21 protein-coding genes are annotated in these 25053 nt (G+C 66.6%); 7 read left to right on the forward strand and 14 right to left on the reverse strand.

Annotated elements, in window-relative coordinates; translation table 11 throughout:
- Nucleotides 1-35: 35 nt before the first annotated feature.
- Nucleotides 36-1811, reverse strand: coding sequence for an EAL domain-containing protein (locus NQ204_RS01565; RefSeq protein WP_108768823.1), 1776 nt, complete (start codon nt 1809-1811; stop codon nt 36-38).
- A gap of 3 nt (nt 1812-1814) precedes the next feature.
- Nucleotides 1815-3917 carry a sensor histidine kinase gene (locus tag NQ204_RS01570; protein WP_256642875.1) on the reverse strand — a complete coding sequence of 701 codons (2103 nt, stop codon included), beginning with the start codon at nt 3915-3917 and terminating at the stop codon, nt 1815-1817.
- 131 nt (nt 3918-4048) lie between these two features.
- Here NQ204_RS01570 and NQ204_RS01575 point away from each other — a divergent pair, with 131 nt between their 5' ends.
- Nucleotides 4049-6787 (forward strand): EAL domain-containing protein, encoded by a 2739-nt coding sequence (locus NQ204_RS01575; protein ID WP_256642876.1) that lies wholly within the window; start codon nt 4049-4051, stop codon nt 6785-6787.
- Nucleotides 6788-6880: 93 nt separating this feature from the next.
- Here NQ204_RS01575 and NQ204_RS01580 read toward each other — a convergent pair whose 3' ends face one another.
- The 7 genes from NQ204_RS01580 to NQ204_RS01610 all read right to left on the reverse strand — a co-directional run bounded on the left by NQ204_RS01580 (nt 6881) and on the right by NQ204_RS01610 (nt 11805).
- On the reverse strand, nt 6881-7381 hold the full coding sequence (locus tag NQ204_RS01580) for a hypothetical protein (RefSeq protein ID WP_256642877.1): 501 nt from the start codon (nt 7379-7381) through the stop codon (nt 6881-6883).
- Nucleotides 7382-7448: 67 nt separating this feature from the next.
- Complete coding sequence (locus NQ204_RS01585; RefSeq protein WP_116863793.1) at nt 7449-7661, reverse strand: hypothetical protein; 213 nt, start codon at nt 7659-7661, stop codon at nt 7449-7451.
- Nucleotides 7662-7759: 98 nt separating this feature from the next.
- The gene (locus NQ204_RS01590; RefSeq protein WP_116863772.1) at nt 7760-8950 is read right to left on the reverse strand and encodes a methyl-accepting chemotaxis protein; all 1191 of its coding nucleotides are present in this window, start codon (nt 8948-8950) and stop codon (nt 7760-7762) included.
- A 153-nt stretch (nt 8951-9103) separates the two neighbouring features.
- Nucleotides 9104-9718, reverse strand: coding sequence for a high frequency lysogenization protein HflD (gene hflD, locus NQ204_RS01595; RefSeq protein WP_116863773.1), 615 nt, complete (start codon nt 9716-9718; stop codon nt 9104-9106).
- Nucleotides 9715-10857 (reverse strand): tRNA 2-thiouridine(34) synthase MnmA, encoded by a 1143-nt coding sequence (gene mnmA, locus NQ204_RS01600; protein WP_116863774.1) that lies wholly within the window; start codon nt 10855-10857, stop codon nt 9715-9717. The genes hflD and mnmA overlap by 4 nt, the downstream gene beginning before the upstream one ends.
- Entirely contained in the window at nt 10854-11315 is a 462-nt protein-coding gene (locus NQ204_RS01605) for an NUDIX hydrolase (RefSeq protein ID WP_256642878.1), read from the reverse strand. The genes mnmA and NQ204_RS01605 overlap by 4 nt, the downstream gene beginning before the upstream one ends.
- A gap of 1 nt (nt 11316) precedes the next feature.
- On the reverse strand, nt 11317-11805 hold the full coding sequence (locus NQ204_RS01610) for a hypothetical protein (protein WP_116863776.1): 489 nt from the start codon (nt 11803-11805) through the stop codon (nt 11317-11319).
- Between the two features lie 110 nt (nt 11806-11915).
- Between NQ204_RS01610 and clpS the strand changes: the two genes are divergently transcribed.
- Entirely contained in the window at nt 11916-12242 is a 327-nt protein-coding gene (clpS, locus tag NQ204_RS01615) for an ATP-dependent Clp protease adapter ClpS (RefSeq protein WP_079221861.1), read from the forward strand.
- Nucleotides 12243-12547: 305 nt separating this feature from the next.
- Entirely contained in the window at nt 12548-14830 is a 2283-nt protein-coding gene (clpA, locus tag NQ204_RS01620) for an ATP-dependent Clp protease ATP-binding subunit ClpA (RefSeq protein WP_116863777.1), read from the forward strand.
- A 63-nt stretch (nt 14831-14893) separates the two neighbouring features.
- Here the strand turns inward: clpA and NQ204_RS01625 are convergent, their stop codons facing one another.
- From NQ204_RS01625 to NQ204_RS01640, 4 genes are all read right to left on the reverse strand, one after another.
- Nucleotides 14894-15286, reverse strand: coding sequence for a hypothetical protein (locus tag NQ204_RS01625; RefSeq protein ID WP_116863794.1), 393 nt, complete (start codon nt 15284-15286; stop codon nt 14894-14896).
- Nucleotides 15287-15488: 202 nt separating this feature from the next.
- Nucleotides 15489-15707, reverse strand: coding sequence for a translation initiation factor IF-1 (infA, locus tag NQ204_RS01630; protein WP_005409596.1), 219 nt, complete (start codon nt 15705-15707; stop codon nt 15489-15491).
- 86 nt (nt 15708-15793) lie between these two features.
- Complete coding sequence (aat, locus tag NQ204_RS01635; RefSeq protein ID WP_256642879.1) at nt 15794-16534, reverse strand: leucyl/phenylalanyl-tRNA--protein transferase; 741 nt, start codon at nt 16532-16534, stop codon at nt 15794-15796.
- A gap of 49 nt (nt 16535-16583) precedes the next feature.
- Nucleotides 16584-17708 carry a GNAT family N-acetyltransferase gene (locus NQ204_RS01640; RefSeq protein ID WP_256642880.1) on the reverse strand — a complete coding sequence of 375 codons (1125 nt, stop codon included), beginning with the start codon at nt 17706-17708 and terminating at the stop codon, nt 16584-16586.
- Between the two features lie 187 nt (nt 17709-17895).
- Here NQ204_RS01640 and NQ204_RS01645 point away from each other — a divergent pair, with 187 nt between their 5' ends.
- Entirely contained in the window at nt 17896-18378 is a 483-nt protein-coding gene (locus tag NQ204_RS01645) for a hypothetical protein (RefSeq protein ID WP_256642881.1), read from the forward strand.
- Between the two features lie 69 nt (nt 18379-18447).
- Nucleotides 18448-19374, forward strand: coding sequence for an N-acetylmuramoyl-L-alanine amidase family protein (locus tag NQ204_RS01650; RefSeq protein WP_256642882.1), 927 nt, complete (start codon nt 18448-18450; stop codon nt 19372-19374).
- A 68-nt stretch (nt 19375-19442) separates the two neighbouring features.
- Here the strand turns inward: NQ204_RS01650 and trxB are convergent, their stop codons facing one another.
- Entirely contained in the window at nt 19443-20414 is a 972-nt protein-coding gene (gene trxB, locus NQ204_RS01655) for a thioredoxin-disulfide reductase (RefSeq protein ID WP_116863780.1), read from the reverse strand.
- Nucleotides 20415-20646: 232 nt separating this feature from the next.
- On the opposite strand from trxB, the gene NQ204_RS01660 reads away from it, so the two are divergent.
- Nucleotides 20647-23007, forward strand: coding sequence for a DNA translocase FtsK (locus NQ204_RS01660; RefSeq protein ID WP_116863781.1), 2361 nt, complete (start codon nt 20647-20649; stop codon nt 23005-23007).
- A gap of 36 nt (nt 23008-23043) precedes the next feature.
- A complete protein-coding gene (locus NQ204_RS01665) occupies nt 23044-24981 on the forward strand; it encodes a DUF3857 domain-containing protein (RefSeq protein ID WP_256642883.1) in 1938 nt (645 codons plus the stop codon).
- Nucleotides 24982-25053: the final 72 nt, after the last annotated feature.

Here is a 25053-nt window from a genome sequence, read left to right on the forward strand (position 1 = left end):
GCCGTAGTCGAGCATGGCTCGACTCTACAGGCGGGTTAACGCAGCGGCGAGCGATCCTCGCCGGCATCCGCCGCTTCCACCGCCGTCGGCCCGGCATTGCTGCGCCGCTGTTCCTCGTACGTACGGAACGCCTGGTGGATGTGCTTGCGCAGCTCGTCGTCGTTCCAGGGCTTGGTCAGGAAGCGGTAGATCGCGCCGCGGTTGATCGCATCGGTCACCGTGTTCAGATCGGTGTAGCCGGACAGCACCAGGCGGATCGTGTCCGGGTACAGCATCTTCACCCGGCCCAGGAACTCGGTGCCGCTCATGTCGCTCATGCGCTGGTCGGACAGGATCACCTGCACGTCGTTGATCGCCAGCAGGTCGAACGCATCGCGCACGTTGCCGGCGGCCAGGATGCGGTAGCCGTCGCGACGGAACAGGCGCACCAGCGAGCGCAGCACGTTCTCCTCGTCGTCCAGCAGCAGCAGGGTGCGGTCCGGGCGGGTTTCGGCGAAAGCTTCCGGCCGCAGGTAACGGCGGCGCAGGGTCATGCCGGCCGCATCGGCCGACATCGGCTCGCCGAACAGGTAACCCTGGAACACGTCGCAGTCGTTGCGACGCAGGAAGCCCAGCTGTGCCTGCGACTCGACGCCGTTGGCAATCACCGTCATGCCCAGCTGGTGGCCCATGGCGATGATCGCGCGGGCGATGGCGGCCTCGCGGTTGCCTGCCGGCGCGCTCTTGATGAAGCTGCGGTCGATCTTCAGCTTGTCCACCGGGTAGCGCACCAGCGCACTGAGGCTGGAATCGCCGGTGCCGAAGTTGTCAAGGCTCAGACTGATGCCTTCGTTGCGCAGGTTGGCCAGGGTCTCGTGGACGAAGTTGACGTTGTTGGTCAGCGCGCTTTCGTTGATCTCCAGTGTCAGCATCTGCGCCGGCACGCCCGCGGCCTGGATCAGCCCCATCACCTCGGCGAAGAAGTTCGGACGCAGCAGCTGCAGGGTCGACACGTTCACCGCGATGGTGAAGTCATCGAAGCCCTGGTCGCGCCACAGACGCGCCTGCTTCAGTGCGCCTTCCAGCACCCAGGTGCCGATCTGCACGATGATGCCGAGGCGCTCGGCGGTGCGCATGAAGCGCTCCGGCACCAGCATGCCCAGGGTCGGTGACTGCCAGCGCAGCAGCGCCTCCATGCCCACAACGTGGCCATCGCGGGCGCTGACCAGCGGCTGGTAGCGCAGCTTCAGTTCGCCGTTGGGGATCGCATCGACGATCTGGCGGGCGATGATGCTCTCGCTGTGCGCGCTCGGCGGGGTGTCCACCGCGTGGATGCGCACCGCATTGCCGCCTTCGCGGGCGGCTTGGTACAGTGCATCCTCGGCGTGGTCGAGCAGGCGCGAGGCGTTGCTGGCGTGCTCCGGGCACAGGCTCACGCCCAGCTTGCCGGTCATGAACAGCGTGTACGGCAGCACCGACAGCGGCAGCTCCATCTGCTGGCGGATCTCTTCGGCGAAGTCTTCCGGCAGCGGCAGGTCGGCGGTGCGTGGCACGGCCAGCAGGAATTCATCGCTGCCGTGGCGCCACAGTTTGCCGCGGCCGCGCAGGTAGGACTGCAGGCGCTGGGCGACCAGCACCAGCGCCTGGTCGCCGACCTCGGCACTCATGTTTTCGTTGACCGATGCGAAGTGGTCGATATCCACGTGCATCAGCATCAACGGGGTGCCGCCGGAGGCGGCTTCGGTGACCATGGCCTGCAGCTCGGGGTTGCCGGCACCCAACCGATCGGGGGCGTCGTCAATGCTGACAGGGGGCATGTTGGGGTTCCACATGGCTCAGTGTTCCGGGGAATCAGCGGCGGTCGCAGTGACCGCCTGGTAAGGAAGATGGACGTCGACGAGCGTACCGGCGCCGTGCGCCGACTCGATGCGGACATTGCCGCCGACGCTCTGCGCACGCTCGCGCATCACGATCAGGCCCAGGCCGCGCGGGCCGTTCGGGTCGAAACCCTCGCCGTCATCGCGGATCAGCAGGTGCAGGCCGCGCTGGTCGACATTGCGCAGCTGCAGCTGCACCTGGCTGGCACGGGCGTGGCGCAGCACGTTGGTCAGGCTTTCCTGGGCGATGCGGAAACAGGCCTGTTCGATGCTGTTGTCCGGGCGCGAGGGCAGGGTGTCGATCTCGGCCAGCAGCTCCACCGGCGAGGAACGGAACAGCACCCGTGCCTGCCAGCTCAGTGCCGCCTCCAGGCCCAGGGCGTCCAGCTGCGGCGGGCGCAGCAGGGTGGAGATGTCGCGCAGCTTGGCCACGGTGGTGTCGGCCAGGCTCACGATCTGCGCCAGGTCTTCGCTGCGGCGTCGTGCGTCTGCTTCATCCTGAGCGGCGTAGGCGGAGAGCTTGATGGCGGTGATGGCCTGGCCGATGTCATCGTGCAGGTCGCGCGAGATGGCGCGGCGCTCGTCCTCCTGCAGCGAGAACAGACGGCCGGCCATGGCCTGCAGTTCGCGGTTGCTGGTTTCCAGCGCGGTGCGCGTGCGCTCGGATTCGCTCAGGTCACGCACGATCAGCAGCTTGCAGTCGCGGCCGCCGTAGCGCACTTCGCCCACCGCCAAGCCGGCGTGGAAGCGGCGGCCATCGGCGCGCTGCATCACCAACACGCTGTTGTGCCCGGGGCTGTGCTGCGGTTGGCCGGCGCGCAGCTGCAGGCGCACCCGGTCCAGCTCCGCCGGGTCCACCAGCGCATCCAACGGCTCGCCCAGCAAGGTCTGGCTGCCATAGCCGAACAGGGCCGCGGCCCAGGCGTTGGCGTACAGCACGTGCTCGTCGGACAGGATCACCACGCCGTCGGGGAGCACCCGCACCAGCTCGCGGAACTGCTCCTCGCGTTCACGCAGCAGGCGCCGCGACTGTTCGCGCTCGGTCACGTCCTGCAGAGTGCCCAGCACCCGCTCGCGGCCGGCCTCGTCCGTGCCACAGGCTGCGCGCAGGTGCACCATCAGGGTACGGCCATCCATCGACAGCACGGGCAGCAGCACATCCACCTGCAGCCTGGGGTCGGTGCACAGCTCGGCCAGCAGCTGCTCGGTCTGCGCGGCCGTGGTCGGATCGGCCGGCACCAGCAGCTCATCGAAACGATGCCAGCGCCGTGCCTCGGGCGGGCGGCGGCCCAGCAGGCGGTACACCTGGCTGGAGTAGCGGCCGAGGCCGCTGGAAGGGTCCAGCTCCCAGGCGCCGATGCGGGCCAGCTCGTGTGCCTCTTCCACGCGGGCCAGGGCCTGGTCGCGGCGCAGCTGGGCCAGGTCCTCGGCGGTGCGGTCGATGGCGATCAGCAGTCGGGCGTTGTGGCCGTCGTAGTCGATCGCGTTCGAGCGCAGTTCCATCTGCCGGCGGCTGCCATCGCGCAGCTGCAGCGGGGTGCGCAGCACGCAGATCTGCTCGGGCGCCTCGCGGATCGCCTCCAGCTTGTTCTGCAAAATCAGCCTGTCGCCGGGCGGCCACAGCACGTCGATGGTCTGCTCCAGCAGCGCGTCGCGCTCCCAGCCGAAGGCCAGGCAGGCGGCCGGGTTGGCGTCGAGGATGACCAGGCTGTCCAGGTCGTAGACCAGGATCGGCCCGGGGTTGCCCTCGAACATCTGCCGCAGGCGCAGCTCCGAGCCCTGCAGGCGCGCATGGGTGCGCAGCACGTGTTCGGCCAAGGGGCGCAGCAGAAGGTACAGCAGGCCGGCGCTGGCAAAGGCGAAGAAGGCGTCCTTCACGGTCTGCCAGAACGCCAGTTGCCGCGGGTCCGACATCAGTGCCGCCATGGCGCCATCGGTGGCGACCATCCAGGCCAGTGCCAGCATCAGATAGGTCAGCACCACCCGACGACGGTCACGACCCAGCGCCTTCGCCATCTGCGGGTCGGGAGCGGGGGCGGTGCCGGTCGGTTCTGCGGGCATGGACAGGGCAGGGGGAGGGGGCGCCAGCCATATTAACGCGCGACCGCGTGCAGGCACTCAATTATCCGCCGGAGGCGCCGTTAACCACTGCGTGCCCCGCTGTCGGGCGCGCCATTCCGGAGCAAGATCGCGTGGACCAAGGGATCATCGCCAGCCTGCTGCAGCATCCGCTTGCCTCGGCGCTGGTCATCGTCGACCGTGGCGGCCGTCCGCTTGCAGCCAACCCGGCCGCGCGCGAACACGGCCTGCCGGCGACGGTGGCCGCCTACGCGCCGATGCTGGAGGACCTGCGCCTGCTGGCGGCCGACGGTGGCATCGTCGCCTGCACCCTGCCGGGTGGTCCGCGCGGCCACTACGACGGCTACCTGCGCGCCGTGCACGATGGCAGCGGCAACCTGCTGGCCTTCACCCTCAGCGTGCCGGAGCCGGTGCCGGTCGATGCCGGTGGCCGTTGGGAGCTGGCGCTGGAAAGCGCCGGCCACAGCCTGTGGGACTGGGACATTCCCAGCGACCGGGTGGTACGGACACCTTCGCTTGTGGAAGAGACCGCCAACAACATCATTTCCCGCGTCCACGGCGATGACCTGGCCGACATGCGTGCGGCGCTGGACGAGCACCTGCGCGGCCACAGCGAGCAGTACAGCGCCCAGTTCCGCTTCCGCCAGGAGGATGGCCAGTGGCGCTGGGTGCTCGACCGCGGTCGCGTGGTTGCACGTACCGCCGATGGGCAGCCGCTACGCATGGTCGGCACCCATACCGACATCGAGCAGCAGAAGCAGCTGGAAGCGCTGCTGCAGGAACAGCAGCTGCACCTGAGCGAGGCCCAGCGCATCGCCAGCATGGGCAGCTGGTCGTTCGATCCCACCAACCACCGGTTCTGGTGGTCGCCCGAGCTGCGCTCGCTGCTGGCCCTGGCACCCGGCGAAGTGCCCGGCCAGCGGCGCTGGCTGAAGCAGCTGCACCCGCGCTCACGCGGCGCGCTGCGTGCGGCGTGGCGCCGGCTGTGGCGCGACGGCCGTGCCGCCAACCTTGAACTGGAACTGACCCGCGGCAGCGAGCCGTCCCAGCACCTGCGCCTGTGGATGCAGCCGCTGCTGGACATGGATGGCCATCCCAAGCGCCTGCTGGGCCAGGTGCAGAACATCACCGAACAGCACCAGACCGATGCACTCATCCGCTGGCGCACCGAACTGCTGAACCGTGTCTCCGCGCTGGGCCGCATCGGCGGCTGCGAGATCGAGGTCAGCACCCGGCACATGCAGTGGACGGAGGAGTGCTACCGCATCCACGGGCTGCGCAAGGAGCCGATCACCCTGGACCAGGCGCTGGCGCTGTACACCGAAGATTCGCGCGCGCACTTCGAAGCCGCGCTGCTGCGTATCGCTGGTGGCGGCCTGCCCGAACAGCTGGACCTGTGCTTTTACCGCCAGTCCGGCCTGCGCGTGTGGGTGCAGGTGTTGATTGAACTGGACCGCCGCGACGGCCTGCCGCCGCGCTTCGTGGTCCTGTTCCGTGACATCACCCGCGAGCGCGAAGCCAATGAGCGCATCGAGCTGCTGGCCCACTACGACCTGCTGACCGGCCTGCCCAACCGCGTGTTGCTGGGCGAGCAGACCGCCGAGGCCATCGAGGAGGCCCGCGACCGCGGCACCTCGCTGGCGATGCTGTTCATCGATCTCGATGGCTTCAAGAACATCAACGACAGCTTCGGCCACGCCACCGGCGATGCGCTGCTGAAGGCCGCAGCCACCCGCCTGCACCAGAACCTGCGCAACAACGATCTGTTCGGCCGCTTCAGCGGCGACGAATTCATCGTGGTGCTGCGCGACCTGGCCGAGCCGGAGGATGCCGGCCACGTGGCGCGCAAGCTGATCGGCTCGCTGGCCGAGCCGCTGCGTCGCGGTGACACCGTGCTAAAGGTCGGCGCCAGCGTGGGCATCGCCATGCTGGGCGACAGCCAGACCGATTTCGACTCCCTGCTGCGTGCCGCCGACGCGGCGATGTACGCGGCCAAGGAAGCCGGGCGCAACACGTATCAGTACTACAGCCAGGACGCCCTGGCGCGCATCCAGCGCCGGCTGGAGATCGAGCACGGCCTGCACGGTGCCATCGAACGTGAGGAGTTCAGCCTGGCCTACCAGCCGCTGCTGCACGCCCACCATGGTGAGCCGCCGGCCATCGAAGCGCTGCTGCGCTGGCATCGCCCCGGCGTGGGCTACTGCAGCCCGGCCGAGTTCATTCCCATTGCCGAGAAGTGCGGCGAGATCGTCCGCATCGGCGACTGGGTGCTGTCCGAAGCCTGCCGCCAGGCGGCAGCGTGGGATCGTGCCGGCCTGCGTTTTGAGCGCATTGCGGTGAACGTTTCGGCCGTGCAGTTGCGTGACCGCGGGTTTGCCGAGCGCGTGATCGAGATCTGTCACGCCCATGGCTGGCCGCCGCAGCGGCTCGAGCTGGAACTGACCGAATCGGCGTTGATCCGTGACACCGACATCCTGCGCCACTGTTTCGACGTACTGGAACGCCATGGCGTGCCGCTGGCGGTGGATGACTTCGGCACCGGCTTCTCCAACCTGCATTACCTCAACCGCTTCCCGGTGGGGCGCCTGAAGATCGACCGCAGTTTCGTGCAGGGCATGCTGCACGACACGGGCACGGCCGAAGTCACCCAGGCCATCGTCCACCTGGGCCACGCACTGGGCATGAAGGTGGTGGCCGAGGGCGTGGAAACGCACCAGGAAGAAGACATGCTGCGCCGGCAGGGCTGCGACGAGATCCAGGGCTACCTGTACTCGCGCCCGCTCAGCCCGCGCGACCTGGCGCTGTGGCTGCGCCAGCAGCACGCCACCCCGGAAGTCGCCCTGGCCCGATAGCCCCGGTAGGTGCTGACCGTTGGTCGGCATCGATGCTCGCACTCGCGACCATCCACGCATGGCGTGGATCTACTGAGGGTCGATGAACCGTTGTCAGAACTCCGGCCGCAGCCGTGCCTGCACCGCCTCGACCACGTTGGCATAGCGCCGCCGCTGGATGCGATAGCCCACGTAGAAAATCAGCGGGCATACCAGCATCGGCCATGCCATCGGCCGCACCAGCATGATCGGTACCACCAGCAGGGTCAGGACCAGTGCGAACCAGCTGCAGCGGCCGATCACCCGTACCTCACGGCGCCGGCTGTCGATCACCAATTGACCGCGCATCAGCGGGAAGTAGCGCCCACCGAAGCCCGGCGCAAAGCTCTCGCGGAATGCCACGCTGCCATCGGGCAATGCTTGGAATGACAGACGCGCCCATTTCTCGATCGGCAGGTCGTGTTCCAGGCCGCCCAGCGAAAGGTGCTTGAGGTTGTCAGGTGACGCGGCAATGCGCTGGTTGAACAGTACGATGCCCGTGCGAAAGAAGAGCGGCACCCACGCAGAGAGCAACAGCAATTCGATCAGCATCAATGCGATCAGGGCGATGGCCATCGGTCTTCCATGAACGGGACCGGCGCATCATGCCATGGGCAACGGCCCATCCATGCACGGCGTGGAACTATAGCGAATCCCCGTCCAGCCCAAGATCCCAGGCCATCCCCAACAGTTCACCCGCAATCGCCGACGGGGCAGGGCGGGCATCGGCCAGCTGCCTGAGTTCCTCGATCTCCTCGCGTGCGACCGCCTCCAGCTGCTGCAGCTGTTCGCGCACGCTGGGGTTGCGCGGGCGTTCGTTGGGGTCGATCGGGGGCAGGGCGCGGATCAGGGTCATGGTGCGCGGGTCGGGGGCATCCAACGGCAGGTTACAGGCAAAGGCCCCGGAATGACCGGGGCCTTGCAGGCTGCCGGAGCAGGCAGCGGACATCAGGATCAGAACAGCTCGACCGTGCCGGCGCCCATGTTCTGCTGGGCTACCGGCTTGTGCGGCGGGCGCTCCCACTCGCTGCGCAGTTCGCGCAGTCGGCTGCCGGTGCGCTGCAGGGCGGTGGCGATCTCTTCGTCGAACACGCCACCGTTACGGTGCAGCAGTTCCTGCAGGGCCACGGCTTCGCGGTTGATCGCGGTCAGGCGGTCCAGGTGGGTGTGCACGCCGCCCAGGGCCTGGGTGGCGATGTCTTCGAACTGCAGGGCACGTACGGCCTCGGCCACGCTGCCGTCGATCGAACGGGCGCACTCGGACACTTCGCGCATGCCATCGCCCAGCGAGGCATTGATCTGGGCCACGTTGTCCAGCATCGCCGCCGCTTCCTGGCGCGCTTCGCGGGAACGGTCCATGTCACGCGAGGCCATGTGCGAGACCGTCTCGCGCACTTTGGCGATGGCGTCCTTGGAGCTGTGGGCCAGCTTGCGGATCTGTTCGTTGAAGGTGGTCGAGCGCTCGGACAGGTTGCGCACTTCGTCGGCCACCACCGCGAAGCCACGACCGGCTTCACCGGCACGGGCCGCTTCGATGGCCGCGTTCAGCGCCAGCAGGTTGGTCTGGTCGGCAATCGACTTGACGTCTTCCAGCAGGGCGAAGATGCCGTCCAGGTGCTGGGCCATCTGGTCGATGTGCTGCACGGTGGTGCTGCTCTGGCCGCTCACCTGTTCCAGCGCTTCCACCAGCTGTTCCATGCGGTGGTTGGCGTGCTGGGCGAAGCGGGCGACGTCGAGGCCGGCGTTGCCTTCGTCACCGGCGCGGTCGACGATGCGCGACAGGGCCTGGCTCTGCTGGCGCGACTTGCGGTTCATCGCATCGAAGCTGCCACCGAGGCTGGAGACGGCCTGGCGGATCAGGTCGCGGGCGCGTTCGACTTCGCCGCGCGAGCCGTCGATTTCGTTGCCGACGAAGTTGCGCAGTTCGGTCAGCAGCTGGTCCTGCTCGCGCAGGACACGGGCATGTTCCGGGGAACGCTGCACCTGGGCGCGGGTAGTCCACCACGCAAAGCCCAGCCAGCTCAGCGTCATCGTGGTCAGGATCGCCCAACGCAGGGCGGCCGGCCATTCGAAACCGATGGCGAAGGGGAGCAGCAGGGTCAAGGCCAGGGGGGCGGCCAGACGGATGAAAATGCGTGAGTACATGGACGTTCTCGGGAGGTGCACGGAGGATGTATCGGCCGTGCCCCCTTTCTCTTTAACGTCGATGTGGCTTCTGGATGCGCCGGATTTCCGACGCCTTGCTGCGTCAGGGGTCAGAGCCCTTTCCTTGCCGGAAAGGAATCCGACCCCGGCCCCTCAGGCCAGCTGCCGGTCCACGGCTTCGGTCATCGCCTTGCGGCTGAGCAGGAAGTCCCAGTAGCTGCCGCCCAGCTGCCGCCAGAGCACGGCCGCACGCACGGCGGCCAGCAGCAGCGCGCGGATCTCGGCCACCACCCCGGCCTGGCCCAGGTAGTGCGGGTTGCCCTGCACCATGACGCGCGGCTTGAGGTGGCTGATGGTGTCGGCATAAAGGCCGCCCAGGCTGGCCAGCACGTCCGGGTGGCCGCTGTCGCCCAGCTCGGCGGCCTGGCGCTGGGCACGCTCGATGCCCGAGGCGACCTTGTTCACGGTGGCACCGTCCTGCACGAACCGCCGCTCCAGCTGCAGCACCGACAGGGCCAGCTTGGGCAGGATCGGGTCCTGGCCCTGGTTGCGGAAGTAGTTGTGCAGCAGGCGCAGGCCGGATTTCAGCGCGTGGCGGTCTCCAAAGACCTCCTGCGGGGAGGCGGCATCGATGCGGAACACGCTGTCCACCGCGGTACGTACCGCCGCGGCGTCGGAATGGCCGGTATCGGCGATACGGCGTACCTGCTGCAGGGCCTGGGCAATGCCGGCCAGGGCCAGGACGCGGTCGTCGACAGTGAAACTCATGCAGCGATTACCTCAAAAGGAGAAGGGGTGGTGCGCAGGCGCTGTTCCAGCGGCGCATCGGTGGCGGCGATCACCGCGCCGCCCAGGCAGACATCGCCGTCATACAGCACCAGCGACTGGCCAGGGGTCACGGCGCGCTGCGGGCGGGCGAAGGTCACCTGCACGCTGCCGTCGTCCAGCACCTCGACCGTACACGGCTCGTCCGGCTGCCGGTAGCGGGTCTGGGCGGTGCACTCGAAGCGGCGGGCCGGTGGGGCCCCGGCAATCCAGTGCGCGGTTTCCGAGCGCAGGCGGTCGGACAGCATCCACTTGCTGTCCCGGTCCTGGTCCACGTACAGCACGTTGCTGGCCACATCCTTGCCGACCACGTACCACGGCGCCGCCGGGCGGCCGCGCACGCCGCCGATGTTCAGGCCCTCGCGCTGGCCCAGGGTGAAATAGAACACGCCCGGGTGCTCGGCGATGACGCTGCCGTCGGCCGGGTCGAGGATCTGGCCGGTCCTGGCCGGCAGGTAGCGGCCGAGGAACTCGCGGAAGTCCCGCTCGCCGATGAAGCAGATGCCGGTCGAATCCTTCTTGGCATGGGTCGGCAGGCTGACGTCGCGGGCGATCCGGCGCAGGTCGCTCTTTTCCAGGTCGCCAATCGGGAACAGGGTGGCGGCCAGTTGTTCCTGCCCCAGCTGGTGCAGGAAGTAGCTCTGGTCCTTGGAGCGGTCTGCGCCGCGCAGCAGCAGCCACTGCTGGCCGCGCTGGGCGACCCGCGCGTAGTGGCCGGTAGCGATGCGCTCGGCCCCCAGCTCGCGGGCAGCGTCCAGGAAATGCTTGAACTTCACTTCGCGGTTGCACAGCACGTCCGGGTTGGGCGTGCGGCCGGCGGCGTACTCGGCCAGGAAGTGCTCGAACACGCCCTGCCAGTACTCGCTGGAAAAATCGCGGAAGTGGAACGGGATGCCGAGCAGGCCGCAGACGGCCACCGCGTCGCGGCGGTCATCCTCGGCACGGCAGTCGCCGCTGCCATCGTCGGCCCAGTTCTGCATGAACAGGCCGGCCACGGCCTCGCCCTGCTGCACCAGGCGCCAGGCGGCCACGGACGAATCCACGCCGCCGGACACGCCGACCATCACCCGTGGGCTGCTCATGCGACCTCCTGGACCAGGGAAAGCGGATGGCGCTGGCCGGCCAGGTAGTCGGCCACCACCTGCCAGACCAGCGGGCTGCGCAGGCGCGGCCCGGCGGCCTGCAGCTCGGCCGGGTCCAGCCACAGGGCGCGGTCGATGCCGGTATCCAGCGGCTGCTCCGGGTCGTGCGAGAGCGGGCGGGCGGCGTAGCAGAAGCGCAGGAACGCCGTGCCGTCAGGCGCGGTCCACTGGTAGCAGCCAATGAAGGCAGTCAGTTCCACCGTCCAGCCGGTTTCCTCGCGCGTCTCGCGCAGGGCGGCGGCGGCCAGGCTTTCGCCCGGCTCCAGGTGGCCGGCGGGCTGGTTCAGCACCTGCCGCCCCTCGATGTTTTCTTCCACCAGCAGCACGCGGCCGCCGTCGACCACCACGGTGGCCACGGTGGCATGCGGTGCCCAGCGCGGGTCCTGCACGGCGTTCAACTCAGAGGTCGTCCTTCTTGGTCAGCTCCAGCTCCATCGCGTCGGCGGTACGGATGGCCGCATCGATGGCGTCGCTGAGCTGGTCGGTGGTGGCATCGGCATCGATCTTCACCACGAACATGGCGGTCTTGTCCTGCTTTACCCAGCCGCCCATCTTGGCGTCCTGGGAGTCTTCCAGCATGCGGTTGGCCACGGCTTCGGGGAACTGCGCGGTCTTGGACACATAGCCCGGCGACCAGATCTCACGGATGTTGTGGCTGCCGAAGTCCTCCACGGCCGAACGCACGTAGACGATCTGGGTGCGATCGCCTTCCACGTCGAACACCATCTGGTAATCGCCGTCCTCGTCTACCTCGTAGGTGTAGCCGAGCTTCTCCAGGTGGCGGGCGATGGCGGCGTCGGCCTTGCTGCTCTCTGCGGCGGTCGCGGCGCCGGCACTGCCGACGGCGGCCAGGGCGAACAGCAGGGCAGGCAGAAGGGTCCTTTTCATGAAAATCCTGTGAAACGTGGGGGACAGGCGTTGATTGTGACGGCGGCCGTGCGTGCCGTCCATTCTGCGGCGTGCCGACGCAGGACCGTCGCACCCTCTATAATGTCCAGATGCCTCGCGAGTCTTCCCCCGAATCCCATCACGATCACGGTATTGCCGTGGAGCCCGCGCGCCCGGAAGTGGCGCCGCCGCCGTTCTACCAGGTCATGATCCTCAACGACGACTACACCCCGATGGATTTCGTGGTGGACGTCCTGCAGCAGTTCTTCAGCATGGACCTGGACAAGGCCACGCAGGTGATGCTGCACGTCCATACCCGCGGCCGCGGCGTCTGCGGGGTCTTCACCCGCGAAGTGGCCGAGACCAAGGTCGCCCAGGTCAACGAGTACTCGCGCATGAACCAGCATCCGCTGCTGTGCACGATGGAAAAGGCCTGACCCCGGCGCAGCGCCGGTAATCCGCACTGTTCCAGCCATGGCCGTTCTCTGGCCCCGTCTGCGTGCTCACGTTCAATCCGCCTGCCTTGCCCGCAAAGATCCCGGGCGTGGCGCGTTGCGGGTCATCACGTGGCAATCGCTGGTGGCTCGGGTAGGGTTCGCCGAAGCTCCCGCGGGCTCCCCGGGCGTGAACGATGATCAAGCAATCCGCACTGCTAACGCCATCTGAACGCAGCAATCCGCTAGGGTGATGGAAATCGCGTAGTCAGGCCGCATATTGTCCCCATCTGCCGCCGGAGTAATCCATGTTCAGCAAAGACCTCGAACACACCATCGGCCAGTGCTACAAGCGTGCCCGTGAGGCCCGGCATGAATTCATGACGGTCGAACACCTGCTGCTGGCACTGCTCGACAATCCGTCCGCCCAGGCCGTTCTCAAGGCCTGCGGCGCCGACGCCGAACGCCTGCGCCAGGAGCTGGAGCAGGCCATCGAGGCCTCCGTGTCCCGCCTGGCCGAAGACGACGGCCGCGACACCCAGCCGACCCTGGGCTTCCAGCGCGTGCTGCAGCGGGCCGTGTACCACGTGCAGTCCTCGGGCAAGAAGGAGGTCACCGGCGCCAACGTGCTGGTCGCCATCTTCGGCGAAAAGGACTCCCACGCCGTCTATTACCTCAACCAGCAGGATGTCACCCGGCTGGACGTGGTCAATTACCTGTCCCATGGTATCGCCAAGCTGGGTGAGGAGGGCGAGCAGCCCTCTTCCCCTGAGGGCGAGGCTCGAATGGAGGGTGGGGACGGTGAGCCCAAGGGTGATGCCCTGACCGAATTCGCCAGCAACCTCAACGAACAGGCCCGGGCCGGTCGCATCGACCCGCTGGTTGGGCGCGCCGACGAGATCGAGCGCACCATCCAGGTCCTGTGCCGCCGTCGCAAGAACAATCCGCTGTACGTAGGCGAGGCCGGCGTGGGCAAGACCGCCATCGCCGAGGGCCTGGCCCGCCGCATCGTCGAAGGCTCCGTACCGGACGTGCTGGCCGATGCTGTGATCTATTCGCTCGACCTGGGCGCGCTGGTGGCCGGTACCAAGTACCGCGGCGATTTCGAGAAGCGCCTGAAGGGCGTGCTGACCGCGCTGAAGAAGGTGCCCAACGCGGTGCTGTTCATCGACGAGATCCACACCATCATCGGTGCCGGTTCGGCGTCGGGCGGCACCATGGACGCCTCCAACCTGATCAAGCCGGCCCTGGCCTCGGGCGAGCTGCGCTGCATCGGCTCGACCACCTTCCAGGAATACCGGGGCATCTTCGAGAAGGACCGTGCCCTGGCGCGGCGCTTCCAGAAGATCGACATCGTCGAGCCGACCGTGGGTGAAACCTACGAGATCCTGCAGGGCCTGAAGAGCAAGTACGAGGCCCACCACGGCGTGACCTATTCGGACGAGGCGCTGCAGGCTGCGGTGGACCTGTCGGTGAAGCACATCGCCGACCGCCTGCTGCCCGACAAGGCCATTGACGTCATCGATGAGGCCGGCGCCCGCCAGCGCCTGCTGCCTGAAGGTGAGCGCAAGGAGCTGATCGACATCGAGGAAGTCGAAGCGATCATCGCCAAGATGGCCCGCATCCCGGCCAAGCAGGTCACTGCCAGCGACAAGGATGTGCTGCAGCACCTGGAGCGCAACCTGAAGATGGTGATCTTCGGGCAGGATCCAGCCATTGGCACCCTGGCTTCGGCCATCAAGCTGGCCCGCTCGGGCCTGGGCAATCCGGACAAGCCGATCGGCAACTTCCTGTTTGCCGGCCCCACCGGCGTGGGCAAGACCGAGGTGACCAAGCAGCTGGCGCTGCAGCTGGGCATCGAGCTGGTCCGATTCGACATGTCCGAATACATGGAAGCGCATTCGATCAGCCGTCTGATCGGTGCGCCCCCGGGCTATGTCGGCTTCGACCAGGGCGGCCTGCTGACCGAGAAGATCGTCAAGACGCCGCACTGCGTGCTGCTGCTGGATGAGATCGAGAAGGCGCACCCGGACATCTTCAACATCCTGTTGCAGGTGATGGACCGTGGCGTGCTGACCGATACCAACGGCCGCGAAGCCAACTTCAAGAACGTGGTGCTGGTGATGACCACCAATGCCGGCGCGGCCCAGGCCTCGCGGCGTTCGATCGGCTTCACCAAGCAGGACCATGCCACCGACGCGATGGAGACCATCCGCCGCAGCTTCACGCCGGAATTCCGCAACCGCCTCGACGCGGTTGTGCAGTTCCAGCCGCTGGGCTTCGAGCACATCCTGCGGGTGGTCGACAAGTTCCTGATCGAGCTGGAAATGCTGCTGCAGGAAAAGCACGTCAGCCTGTCGGCGACCCCGACCGCACGCGACTGGCTGGCCCACCACGGCTTCGACCCGCTGATGGGTGCCCGCCCGATGGCGCGCATGATCCAGGACAAGATCAAGCGTCCGCTGGCCGACGAACTGCTGTTCGGCAAGCTGGTCGATGGTGGTCGTGTCAGCATCGACGTGCGCGACGACGAGCTGGTGGTCGAGACCCACGCCGAACCGGAGCGCCTGCTGCCGGCAACGGTGGAGTAAGGGCGCGATTTGATGGGTGTTGCGGGGCAGGGGCGGCTTCGGCCGCCCTTGCTGTATCCGCCGTCAGCGGGTGCGTTGGCGCGCCTTCTGCTTGAAGGCCGCCGCATCGATCGGCTCGACACTGGCAATGGCGCAGTTGCCGCCATCGGTGCGCAGTTCGGTACGCCCGGCGCCGCAGACCTGGCCCTGCTCGCCATCGGTCACGAACGTCAGCTTGCGCGAGTAGCCGGCCTTGCTGCAGTCATCCTTGAAGTGCACGACGTAATGGTCCTGGCCATTGCGCAGCAGGATGTTGCGTGATGCACCGGCGCGCACCAGCTGCAGGTCAGTGTCCAGCTGGATGCAGGCATCGGTGGCGGCCGGCAATGCATCCGCGGCATGGGCGGGCGTCGCCAGGAGGGTGCCGGCAGACAGCGCCAGCGCGGCGAACAGGACGGGCAGGGAGTGCATGTTCATGGTGGGGCAGGGGATGGCGATCCGGACTGGATCGGGCACCACCTTGCCGCCACCGATGCGAATGCGAATCTGCCTCAAGGCGGCCTGACCGATGCCATGGTGCATTCGGTCAGGGTGACCTCCGGCAGGGCCTGATTCCAGGCATGACAAAAGGCCAGCAAGCGAGGCTGGCCTTGTCAGGATGGCGCAGAGCGCCGACCGCTTACTTCATGCGGTAGGTGATACGACCCTTGGTCAGGTCGTACGGGGTCATTTCAACCTTGACCCGGTCACCGGTGAGGATGCGGATGTAGTTCTTGCGCATGCGGCCGGAGATGTGGGCAATGATTTCGTGCCCATTTTCCAGACGAACGCGGAAAGTGGTGTTCGGCAGCGTCTCGCTGACGGTGCCCTCGAACTCGATGGAATCGTCTTTCGACATGTAGTCCTGTGCGGTTCAGAAAACGGCCACGCTGGGCCTAAGGCGCAGTATTTTACGCGCCCTTCGTCCAGCTTGCAAAGATCTGGTTAATTCCCCGCCAGATCCCGGGCCGGCAGGCGTCCGATCGCCTGGGTCCAGGGGCCTTCACGGCCTTCTTCGCGAGCCGCCTGGCGGACATGCTGCAAGAAATCCGCGCGCGGCAGGTGAACCGCCCCCATCCGCAGCAGGTGCGGGTTTTCCACCTGGGCATCGATCAGGCGCCAGTCCCAGCGATGCAGGGTAGCGGCCAGCGCTGCCAGCGCGATCTTGGAGCCGCCGCTGGCGCCGCTGAACATGCTTTCGCCGAAGAACATCGTGCCGATGGCCACTCCGTAGATGCCGCCCACCAGGGTCTGGCGGTCCCAGACCTCGAACGAGTGGGCGAAGCCGAGATCGTGCAGGTGGCTGTAGGCGTCCACCATCTCCGGACTGATCCAGGTGCCGTCCTGGCCCGGGCGGGGTGCGGCAGCGCAGGCCCGCATCACCCGGTTGAAGGCGGTATCGGCGGTGACCTCCCAGGTGCTGGCGCGCAACTGGCGGCGGAATCGGCTGGATAGGTGCACTCCGTCGGTGTGGAAGACCATGCGCGGATCGGGCGACCACCACAGGATCGGCTCGCCCTCGCTGAACCACGGGAAGATGCCGCCCGCGTAAGCGTTGAGCAGGCGCAAAGGATGCAGGTCACCCCCTACCGCCAGCAGCCCGTCGGGTTTGCGCAGCGCGGTTTCGGCTGGCGGAAAGGGCGAATCCGGCGCATCGGCCAGGCGCCAGGGCAGCGGGCGGGTCATGCGGGCATTGTATTCGTCGCGGCCCCGCGCGAGTGCCTCGGTTGGCGCGTCATCCGTCCGCTCGGAACGGGCTGTGCCCCATCAACTCCTGGCGGTACCGACGCACGTCGCGCCGTTCCTGCCGGCACCACTCCTGCAGCGCTTCGGCAAAATCCGCATCGGCCACCCAATGCCGGCTGCGTACCAGTGTCGGCAGGAACCCGCGCGCCAGTTTGTGTTCTCCCTGTGCGCCGGGTTCGAAACGCGCCAGCCCCTCGCGCAGGCAGTACTCGATGCCCTGGTAGTAACAGGCCTCGAAGTGCAGGCCGGGCAGGGAGGCGCCGCCCCAGTAGCGGCCGTACAGGGTGTCGCCGCCACGCAGGCACAGCGCACCGGCAATCGGCTCGCCCTCGTGCTCGGCCAGGAACAGCACGAGCCCGCGGCCCAGCGAAATCGCCAGGTGGCGCAGGAACGCCTCGGTCAGCGCCGGCGCGTTGCCGTATTCGAGGAAGGTCTGCAGGTAAAAGCTGTACATCGCCTTCAGGTCGGCGCGGCTGGCGTCATCGCCATGCACCACCCGGAAACTGATGCCCTGGCGGGCGACCTTTGCCCGCTCCTGGCGGATGTTCTTGCGACGCTTGTGGTCCATCGCGGCGAGGAACTGCTCGAACGTCGTCCAGTCGCCCGGGTTCTGCCATTGGAACTGGACGTCCTCGCGCAGCAGCCAGTCGTTGCCGAAGGCCTCGTCGTCGCTGGGCGTATGGAAATTGATGTGCGCCGAGGACACATCGAGCCCGGACAGCTGCTCGCGAAGCGCTGAAAGCAGGGCGGGTCGATCTGAATCGTGACGGGTCAGCAGGCGCGGCCCGGTCACGGGCGAATACGGCACCGCCCCCAGCCACTTCGGGTAGTAGTCGCGACCATGCCTCGCATAGGCATTGGCCCATGCATGGTCGAACACGAACTCGCCGTGGGAGTTGGTCTTCAGGTAGCCGGGGATGGCGCCGATCAGGCTGTCGCCCTCCCACAGCGTGAAGTGCTGCGGCTGCCAGCCCCAGTCGTCGCGCAGGCAGCCGTGGGCTTCCAGTCCGGACAGGAAGGCGTGGCTGACGAAAGGGTTGCGGCCGTCGTGCAGGGCGTCCCAGTCGGTGGCTGGAATGGCCTGTAGGGAGTCGAGGAAGCGGGCGGAAGGCATGAGGGAAAGGATAGGGCAGGTCGGGTGCGAACGGGGTTGGCGGAATCGGGTTGGTTTGTCTTGGTGAAGGATGAGGAAAGTTTGAATTCTCTGGTTGTGCGCGAGTGGTCGGAGCGCTGCCGCACCGTCATGGGCAGTGTGGGTGGGCGCCGCGCGAGCGGCGCATCCCACCAAATGGAAAATGGCAATGAAAGGATTGAGTCTCACCGCGATGGCGCTTGCATGTGGCTGTGTGGTCGCGCCTCATGCGTACGCTTCCGCATCAGAAAATCGGCCCTCTGTTGAAGATGCGGGCATCTATGCCGAGCTGGTGGCAATGCTCCAGCAGGAAGTGGGGGTGCGGTTGACGCGTCATCTGCAGCAACGAGGCAAGCTGCGTCAGGTGACTGTTGAGATAGTCGTTGAGCCGCAAAAGCGCAGGATGGTGGTCAACTTCGGGCCAGGGTACCTCCCGGGCAAAGAAGACAGCTACGGCGAGTTGTTTCTGATGCCGCTGGCCGCAGATCTGCGGCGCTTCTCGGAGCGATCTGGAATGGAGGTTCTGGATGTGGAGTTCTTTTTCCAGGGAAAACCAATGGAGCAGCACTTCCCCGATGATCATCCCCAGCGGCAACCACATGCATCTCGCTCGGCGCACAGCAAGGACTTGGTCTCCTCGAGTCATGGATAAATCGCCCTGCATCCTGGCGGGGAGTGGGAATTCCAGCTGCCGTCTCCTCTCGGCCTGCAGGAAGATACCTTGAGCCCGGCCTATGGTGACGCGCTCCAGGAGCTGCTGGAGCAACGAAGTGGTCTGGTCGTGTATCGCGCTCGAAGTCGCGCAACTGACCCTCATCCAGAGTCCATGCATCCGTGGGAGCAAATGTCCGCTCGCTACCACTTGAAATCGCTCTTCCCTGAGCGGGCTGATATGTGGAATGAGTTCCCCAACAGCACTGACAGCGATCGCGAGGTGAAGGAGGATATTCGTGCTCGTCCCAACTACGCCAATCATCTCGGAGTTGACGTGATGCTCAGCCTTCACACCAACGGTAGTGACGACCCTGCCGTTCGAGGGGCGGAAGTCTACTACCACCGCCTCAAGCCGCAGGACAAGGCGCTGGGGGAGAGTATTCTCTGTGGAATGCGTGAAATCATCCGTGCTCAACCAGGGTACGAACAGTTTCCTGTTCGCGAGACGGCGATTGCGGGAAACCACGGCGAGAATCGCATCGGCAAGATGCCTTCCGTCATCGTAGAGACGGCGTATCACTCCAATCCCGAGGATGTTGCGGCTCTACAGGACCCTGTTTTCCGATCCGCGTCAATGAAAGGCGTCGAGAAGGGCTATCGACTCTGGGCCGCAGGAAAAACCTGCCAGCCGTTCGTCCTGCAGCCACTTCCTGATATCCAGGTCCCGCTGCAGACAGCGCGGGATGTGAACGTGACATTCGCGGGCAATCCGCAATTTCCTCTCGCGCTTGAAGTTGCGGTGGCAGATTGCGACCGGCCTGGGTTCTGCACGCCATTGAAGCTCACGCTTGAAGATCCGAGCGCGCCCGTGACGTTTGGCGGCAGCTGCTTCTCTACACGGCCAGGCACGGTCCGCTGGAAAGTCCTGCTGCGTGATGCGGAAGGCGTCGCTGCAGCACCGGTGGAATTCACCCAGCCCTGTGTCCGGGCCTGAACGCACAAGAAACGGGCGCTTTCGCGCCCGTTTTTCCAAGTCGAGCGTGGCTCGACTCTGCAGATGTTTCAGCTGGCCTTGCCTTGTGCATCCAGGTAACGCTCGGCGTCCAGTGCGGCCATGCAGCCGAAACCGGCCGAGGTGATCGCCTGGCGGTAGTGCTGGTCGGCCACGTCGCCGGCGGCGAACACGCCTTCCACCGAGGTCTGGGTGGCGTTGCCGCCCAGGCCCGAGCGGATTTCCAGGTAGCCGTTGTTCATGGCCAGCTGGCCGTCGAACAGCTGGGTGTTCGGGTGGTGGCCGATGGCCACGAAGAAGCCGTGAGCCTCGATGTCGCGGGTGCTGCCGTCCTGGGTCGACTTCACGCGGACACCGGTCACGCCGGCGTCGTTGCCCAGCACTTCTTCCACCTGGTGGTGCCAGACGGTCTCGATCTTGCCGGCAGCGACCTTGGCGAACAGCTTGTCCTGCATGATCTTTTCCGCCTTCAGGGTGTCGCGGCGGTGGACCAGGTAGACCTTGCGGGCGATGTTGGACAGGTACAGGGCTTCTTCGACAGCGGTGTTGCCGCCGCCGACCACGACCACGTCCTGGTCGCGGTAGAAGAAGCCGTCGCAGGTGGCGCAGGCGGAGACGCCGCGGCCCTTGAAGGTCTCTTCGGTCGGGATGCCCAGGTACTTGGCGGTGGCGCCGGTGGAGATGATCAGGGCGTCGCAGGTGTACTCGTGGCTGTCGCCGATCAGCTTGAACGGACGCTGGGACAGGTCGGCCGTATGGATGTGGTCGAAGATGACCTCGGTCTCGAAGCGCTCGGCGTGGGCCTGCATGCGCGCCATCAGGTCCGGGCCCATCAGGCCGTGGGCGTCACCTGGCCAGTTGTCCACCTCGGTGGTGGTCATCAGCTGGCCGCCCTGCTGCAGGCCGGTGATGACGACCGGCTTCAGGTTGGCGCGGGCTGCGTAGACGGCGGCGGTCCAACCGGCCGGGCCGGAACCGAGGATGACGAGGCGCTGGTGGCGGGAGGGCAGGCTGGTGCTCATGTAAACTCGCGAAAAGGTAGATGGGACAAGGCGCTGGCGATGTTTGCGCAGCATCCTCGGCAGGTCATAGAGTGGCGGCTGGGGCGGGGTGATTCAAGCCGATGAACAGAACGCCGTTACCCACGGGTGGTTTTGGCGCCTGTCGGCGCCTGGATGCCACCCGTGACTGAAAACTGACGCCGTGTCGTTTATTATCAAACACTAACAGCGCATTCCAAAGGTATGGTCTAAGGTGGCGAAGCAGGTGCCCGAACGCTCCAAGTCCGACGACAAAAAGACGTCGCGTCGCTCGGCGGCAGCGGCCACAACCGACAATCCCCGTCGTCAGCGCCTGTGGCGCGACCTGGGCCTGATCGCCATCGCGCCGGCGCTGCTGTATCTGGCCGCCAGCCTGTTCACCTATTCAGCCAGTGATCCGGGCTGGTCGCACACCGGCAGCGTGGTCGCGCCCGTGCACAACATGGGTGGCCGCGCCGGTGCGTGGATCGCCGACGTACTGCTGCAGCTGTTCGGCTACATCGCCTTCCTGCTGCCGGTCGTGCTCGGCGCGCTGGCGTGGATCGCCATGTTCGGCCTGAAGCGCGAGAGCAAGGGCGAGAACGATCTCGATCCGGCCCTGCGCCTGGTCGGACTGGTCGGCTTCCTCATTGCCGGCACCGGCTTCCTGCACGTGCGCCTGTTCAGTGGTGACGTGTCCAGCGCGGGCGGCATCCTCGGCAAACTGGTCGGCAACTCACTCACCGTCGGCTTCGGCGCGCTGGGCGCGAACCTGTTCGTGCTGGTCCTGCTGCTGGCCTCGATCACCCTGGCCACCGGCCTGTCGTGGTTTGCGGTGATGGAAAAGATCGGCCGTGGCGTGATGTCACTGGCGCCGCTGCTGGAGCGCAAGAAGGAACAGGCCACCGAATGGCAGCAGACCCGCGCCATGCGCGAGGAGCGCCAGGAAGTGCGCAAGGCCGATGCCGAAGTGCGCGCCAAGCGCGAGCCGGTGAAGATCGAGCCGCGGCCGGAACCGGTGATCGAGAAGAGCGATCGGGCCAAGCGCGACACGCAGATCCCGATGTTCCGTGGCGTCAACGGCGACGGCTCGGACCTGCCGCCGCTGGCCCTGCTGGATGATCCCAAGCCGCAGCCGGTGGGTTACGACAAGGACACCCTGGACGCGCTGTCGCGGCAGATCGAGTTCAAGCTCAAGGACTTCCGCATCGACGCGCAGGTGGTCGGTGCCAACCCCGGCCCGGTCATCACCCGTTTCGAGATCGAGCCGGCGCCGGGCATCAAGGTCAGCCAGATCAGCTCGCTGGACAAGGACATCGCCCGCGGCCTGTCGGTGAAGTCGGTGCGTGTGGTCGACGTCATTCCTGGCAAGTCGGTGATCGGCCTGGAAATCCCCAACGTCACCCGCGAGATGATCTACCTCTCCGAACTGCTGCGTTCGAAGGAGTACGACAAGTCGGCCAGCGTGCTGACCTTGGCGCTGGGCAAGGACATCGCTGGCCGCTCCACCGTGGCCGACCTGGCCCGCATGCCACACCTGCTGGTGGCCGGTACCACCGGTTCGGGCAAGTCGGTGGCGGTCAACGCCATGGTGCTCAGCCTGCTGTTCAAGGCCTCGCCGAAAGATCTGCGCATGCTGATGATCGACCCGAAGATGCTCGAACTGAGCGTCTATCAGGGCATCCCGCACCTGCTGGCGCCGGTGGTCACCGACATGAAGGAGGCCGCCAACGGCCTGCGCTGGTGCGTGGCCGAGATGGAGCGCCGCTACAAGCTGATGAGCGCAGTGGGCGTGCGCAACCTCGCCGGCTTCAACAAGAAGGTGAAGGACGCCCAGGACGCAGGCCAGCCGCTGATGGATCCGCTGTTCAAGCCGAACCCGGAGCTGGGCGAAGCCCCGCGCCCGCTGGAGACGCTGCCGTTCATCGTCATCTTCATCGACGAATTCGCCGACATGATGATGATCGTCGGCAAGAAGGTGGAAGAGCTGATCGCGCGCCTGGCACAGAAGGCGCGTGCGGCCGGCATCCACCTGATCCTGGCGACCCAGCGCCCGTCGGTGGACGTCATCACCGGCCTGATCAAGGCTAACATCCCGACCCGCATCGCGTTTCAGGTCAGCTCGAAGATCGATTCGCGCACCATCCTCGACCAGTCCGGCGCGGAAACCCTGCTGGGCCACGGCGACATGCTGTACCTGCCGCCCGGCACCGCCATGCCCGAGCGCGTGCACGGCGCCTTCGTCTCCGACGATGAAGTGCATCGCGTGGTCGAACACCTGAAGGCGATGGGCCCGGCCGACTATGTCGACGGCGTGCTGGACGAAGTGCAGACGATGGGCGATGGCGTGGTGGTCGGTGCGACCGGCCTGCCGGAAACCAGTGCGGCCGGCGACGAGTCCGACCCGCTGTACGACGAGGCGCTGCGAGTGGTCACCGAGACCCGTCGCGCGTCCATTTCCGGCGTGCAGCGCCGCCTGAAGATCGGCTACAACCGTGCGGCACGACTGATCGAGGCCATGGAAGCGGCCGGCGTGGTCAGTGCTCCCGAACACAATGGCGACCGTACGGTGCTGGCACCGCCACCGCCGAAGTAAGTCCCGCCGCGCCTACGACGTCCAAGGATCCGACGCATGTTCCGACCCGCTCCCTGCGCGCTGGCGCTGGCTTGCCTGCTTGTTGCCAGCCCGGCCCTGGCCGGGGTGGCTGCTTCGGCACCGACCCCGGCACCGCCGTCGGTGGGCAGCGATGCCGAGGCCAGCAACAACTTCAGCTTCGTCCGTTACCGCGCCGATTACGTGGTGCGGCCGGATGCCGGCAACGTGCAGACCGAAACGTACGAGATCCTGCTGAAGACCAAGGCGGCAGTGGAGCAGTTCAGCCAAGTGCGGCTGAGCTACAGCGAGAAGATGGAAACCCTGGATGTCGTCAGCGCTTACACGCTGACCGCCGATGGCCAGCGCCGTGATGTGCCGGCCGATCGCATCTACACCCAGGAAAGCTATTCCAGCGCGGCGGCGGCGATGTACGCCGACCGCAAGGTGCGGGTGATCGTGTTCCCGAACCTGGCCCCGGGCACGCGCTTGGTCTACCAGGTGCGCCGCACCCAGCAGACCCCGTATTTCCCTGGCTATTTCGGCCTGTGGGAGACCTTCAATGTGTTCACCCAGTACGACGATGCCGAGGTGACCCTGAGTGCGCCTGCAAGCTTGCCCATGTATGTGGACAGCCGTGGCGTGCAGGGCAGTGACACGCCGACGGTGACGAGCGGCCAGGCGCAGTGGCGCTGGCGCTACCAGCGCCGCGACCCGATGCAGGCGCAGAACTGGTCGGCGGCGGTGTGGGAGTTCGGCCCGAACATCATGGCCAGCACGTTCCGTGACTGGGCCCAGGTCGGGCATGCATACCAGGTCAAGGCCGGCGAAGCTGCCCAGGTGACGCCGCAGATCCAGGCGCTGGCCGATGAAGTGACTGCCGACATCAGCGACCGCAAGGCGCAGGCCGATGCGCTGTACCGCTGGGTGGCGCAGAACATCCGCTACGTGGCCGTGTACCTGGGCAATGGTGGGCTGGAGCCGAACAGCGCGCAGAGCATCCTCGACAACCACTATGGCGACTGCAAGGACCATGTGGTGATCCTGGAAGCGCTGCTGGCGGCGAAGGGCATTGCCAGCTCCCCGGTGCTGATCGGTGCGGGCGGTGGCCCGACGCTGCCGAAGATTCCGGTGCTGGGGCGCTTCAACCACGCCATCACCTACGTGCCCGAGTTCGATCTCTACCTGGATTCGACCAGCGCTTGGGCGCGCTTCGGCCAGCTGCCCGACGGCGACCTCAGTGCGCCGGTGCTGCGCACCCGTGACGCGACGTTGGCGCGTACCCCGGCCAACGATCCGCAGCGCAACGCGACGGCGATGGACGTGCGCTTCACCTTCGATGCGCAGGGCAACCTGCGTGGCGAGACCGTGCCGCAGCTGAGCGACAACGCCGAGATCGGCATGCGTGCGCAGTTCGCCCAGCTAAATGCGCAGAACCGCGCGCGTGCCGAGGAGTCGATCATGGCCGCCTCCGGCTTCGATGGGCGCGGCCAGTTGCAGCTGCAGGGCGTGCCGGTCGACCTGATCCATCCGTTCGGCTACCGGATGGCCTTCCAGGCCGAGGACTACGTGGACTTCAGCGTGGCCGGCGGCATGGCCGTGCCGGACCCGCCGGGCGGCGAATCGGTGCGTGGCCTGTACGCCACGGCGTCGGCGCCTGCCAATGAAACCCCGTTCTACTGCAATGCCAGCCTGCGTGAAGAGACCTACCGCCTGCAGTTCCCGGGCAGCGTGCCGATCATCGCCATCCCGCAGAGCCAGCATTTCAGCAATGCCGCCGGTGACTACCGGGTGGACTGGGCGCGGGAAGGGCAGGAGGTGATCGTCCACCACCGCCTGCAGCAGAACGCCGTGCGCGGCGCCGATGCCCTGTGCCAGCCGCAGGATTACCCGGCGTTCCGGGCGCTGTACCGCGAAGTGCGGCGCGGCTTCCGCGGGCAGGTGCTGTACGGCAGATTGCCGGGCGCGTCTGGCTGAATCGCCGATGCACGTGCGGGGCGGCATAATGTCGCCCTGATCGCCCATTCATCTTTGCCCGGGCACACTGGC

It is taken from the genome of Stenotrophomonas testudinis (genome assembly GCF_024499815.1).
Taxonomy (GTDB): Bacteria; Pseudomonadota; Gammaproteobacteria; order Xanthomonadales; family Xanthomonadaceae; genus Stenotrophomonas.

Excerpts from the sequence above, each read along its gene's own strand:
- NQ204_RS01565 (WP_108768823.1), bottom strand. The coding sequence starts at position 1,811 with ATGTGGAACCCCAACATGCCCCCTGTCAGCATTGACGACGCCCCCGAT.
- NQ204_RS01570 (WP_256642875.1), bottom strand. The coding sequence starts at position 3,917 with ATGCCCGCAGAACCGACCGGCACCGCCCCCGCTCCCGACCCGCAGATG.
- NQ204_RS01580 (WP_256642877.1), bottom strand. The coding sequence starts at position 7,381 with ATGGCCATCGCCCTGATCGCATTGATGCTGATCGAATTGCTGTTGCTC.
- NQ204_RS01585 (WP_116863793.1), bottom strand. The coding sequence starts at position 7,661 with ATGACCCTGATCCGCGCCCTGCCCCCGATCGACCCCAACGAACGCCCG.
- NQ204_RS01590 (WP_116863772.1), bottom strand. The coding sequence starts at position 8,950 with ATGTACTCACGCATTTTCATCCGTCTGGCCGCCCCCCTGGCCTTGACC.
- hflD (WP_116863773.1), bottom strand. The coding sequence starts at position 9,718 with ATGAGTTTCACTGTCGACGACCGCGTCCTGGCCCTGGCCGGCATTGCC.
- mnmA (WP_116863774.1), bottom strand. The coding sequence starts at position 10,857 with ATGAGCAGCCCACGGGTGATGGTCGGCGTGTCCGGCGGCGTGGATTCG.
- NQ204_RS01610 (WP_116863776.1), bottom strand. The coding sequence starts at position 11,805 with ATGAAAAGGACCCTTCTGCCTGCCCTGCTGTTCGCCCTGGCCGCCGTC.
- clpS (WP_079221861.1), top strand. The coding sequence starts at position 11,916 with ATGCCTCGCGAGTCTTCCCCCGAATCCCATCACGATCACGGTATTGCC.
- clpA (WP_116863777.1), top strand. The coding sequence starts at position 12,548 with ATGTTCAGCAAAGACCTCGAACACACCATCGGCCAGTGCTACAAGCGT.
- NQ204_RS01625 (WP_116863794.1), bottom strand. The coding sequence starts at position 15,286 with ATGAACATGCACTCCCTGCCCGTCCTGTTCGCCGCGCTGGCGCTGTCT.
- infA (WP_005409596.1), bottom strand. The coding sequence starts at position 15,707 with ATGTCGAAAGACGATTCCATCGAGTTCGAGGGCACCGTCAGCGAGACG.
- aat (WP_256642879.1), bottom strand. The coding sequence starts at position 16,534 with ATGACCCGCCCGCTGCCCTGGCGCCTGGCCGATGCGCCGGATTCGCCC.
- NQ204_RS01640 (WP_256642880.1), bottom strand. The coding sequence starts at position 17,708 with ATGCCTTCCGCCCGCTTCCTCGACTCCCTACAGGCCATTCCAGCCACC.
- NQ204_RS01645 (WP_256642881.1), top strand. The coding sequence starts at position 17,896 with ATGAAAGGATTGAGTCTCACCGCGATGGCGCTTGCATGTGGCTGTGTG.
- trxB (WP_116863780.1), bottom strand. The coding sequence starts at position 20,414 with ATGAGCACCAGCCTGCCCTCCCGCCACCAGCGCCTCGTCATCCTCGGT.
- NQ204_RS01665 (WP_256642883.1), top strand. The coding sequence starts at position 23,044 with ATGTTCCGACCCGCTCCCTGCGCGCTGGCGCTGGCTTGCCTGCTTGTT.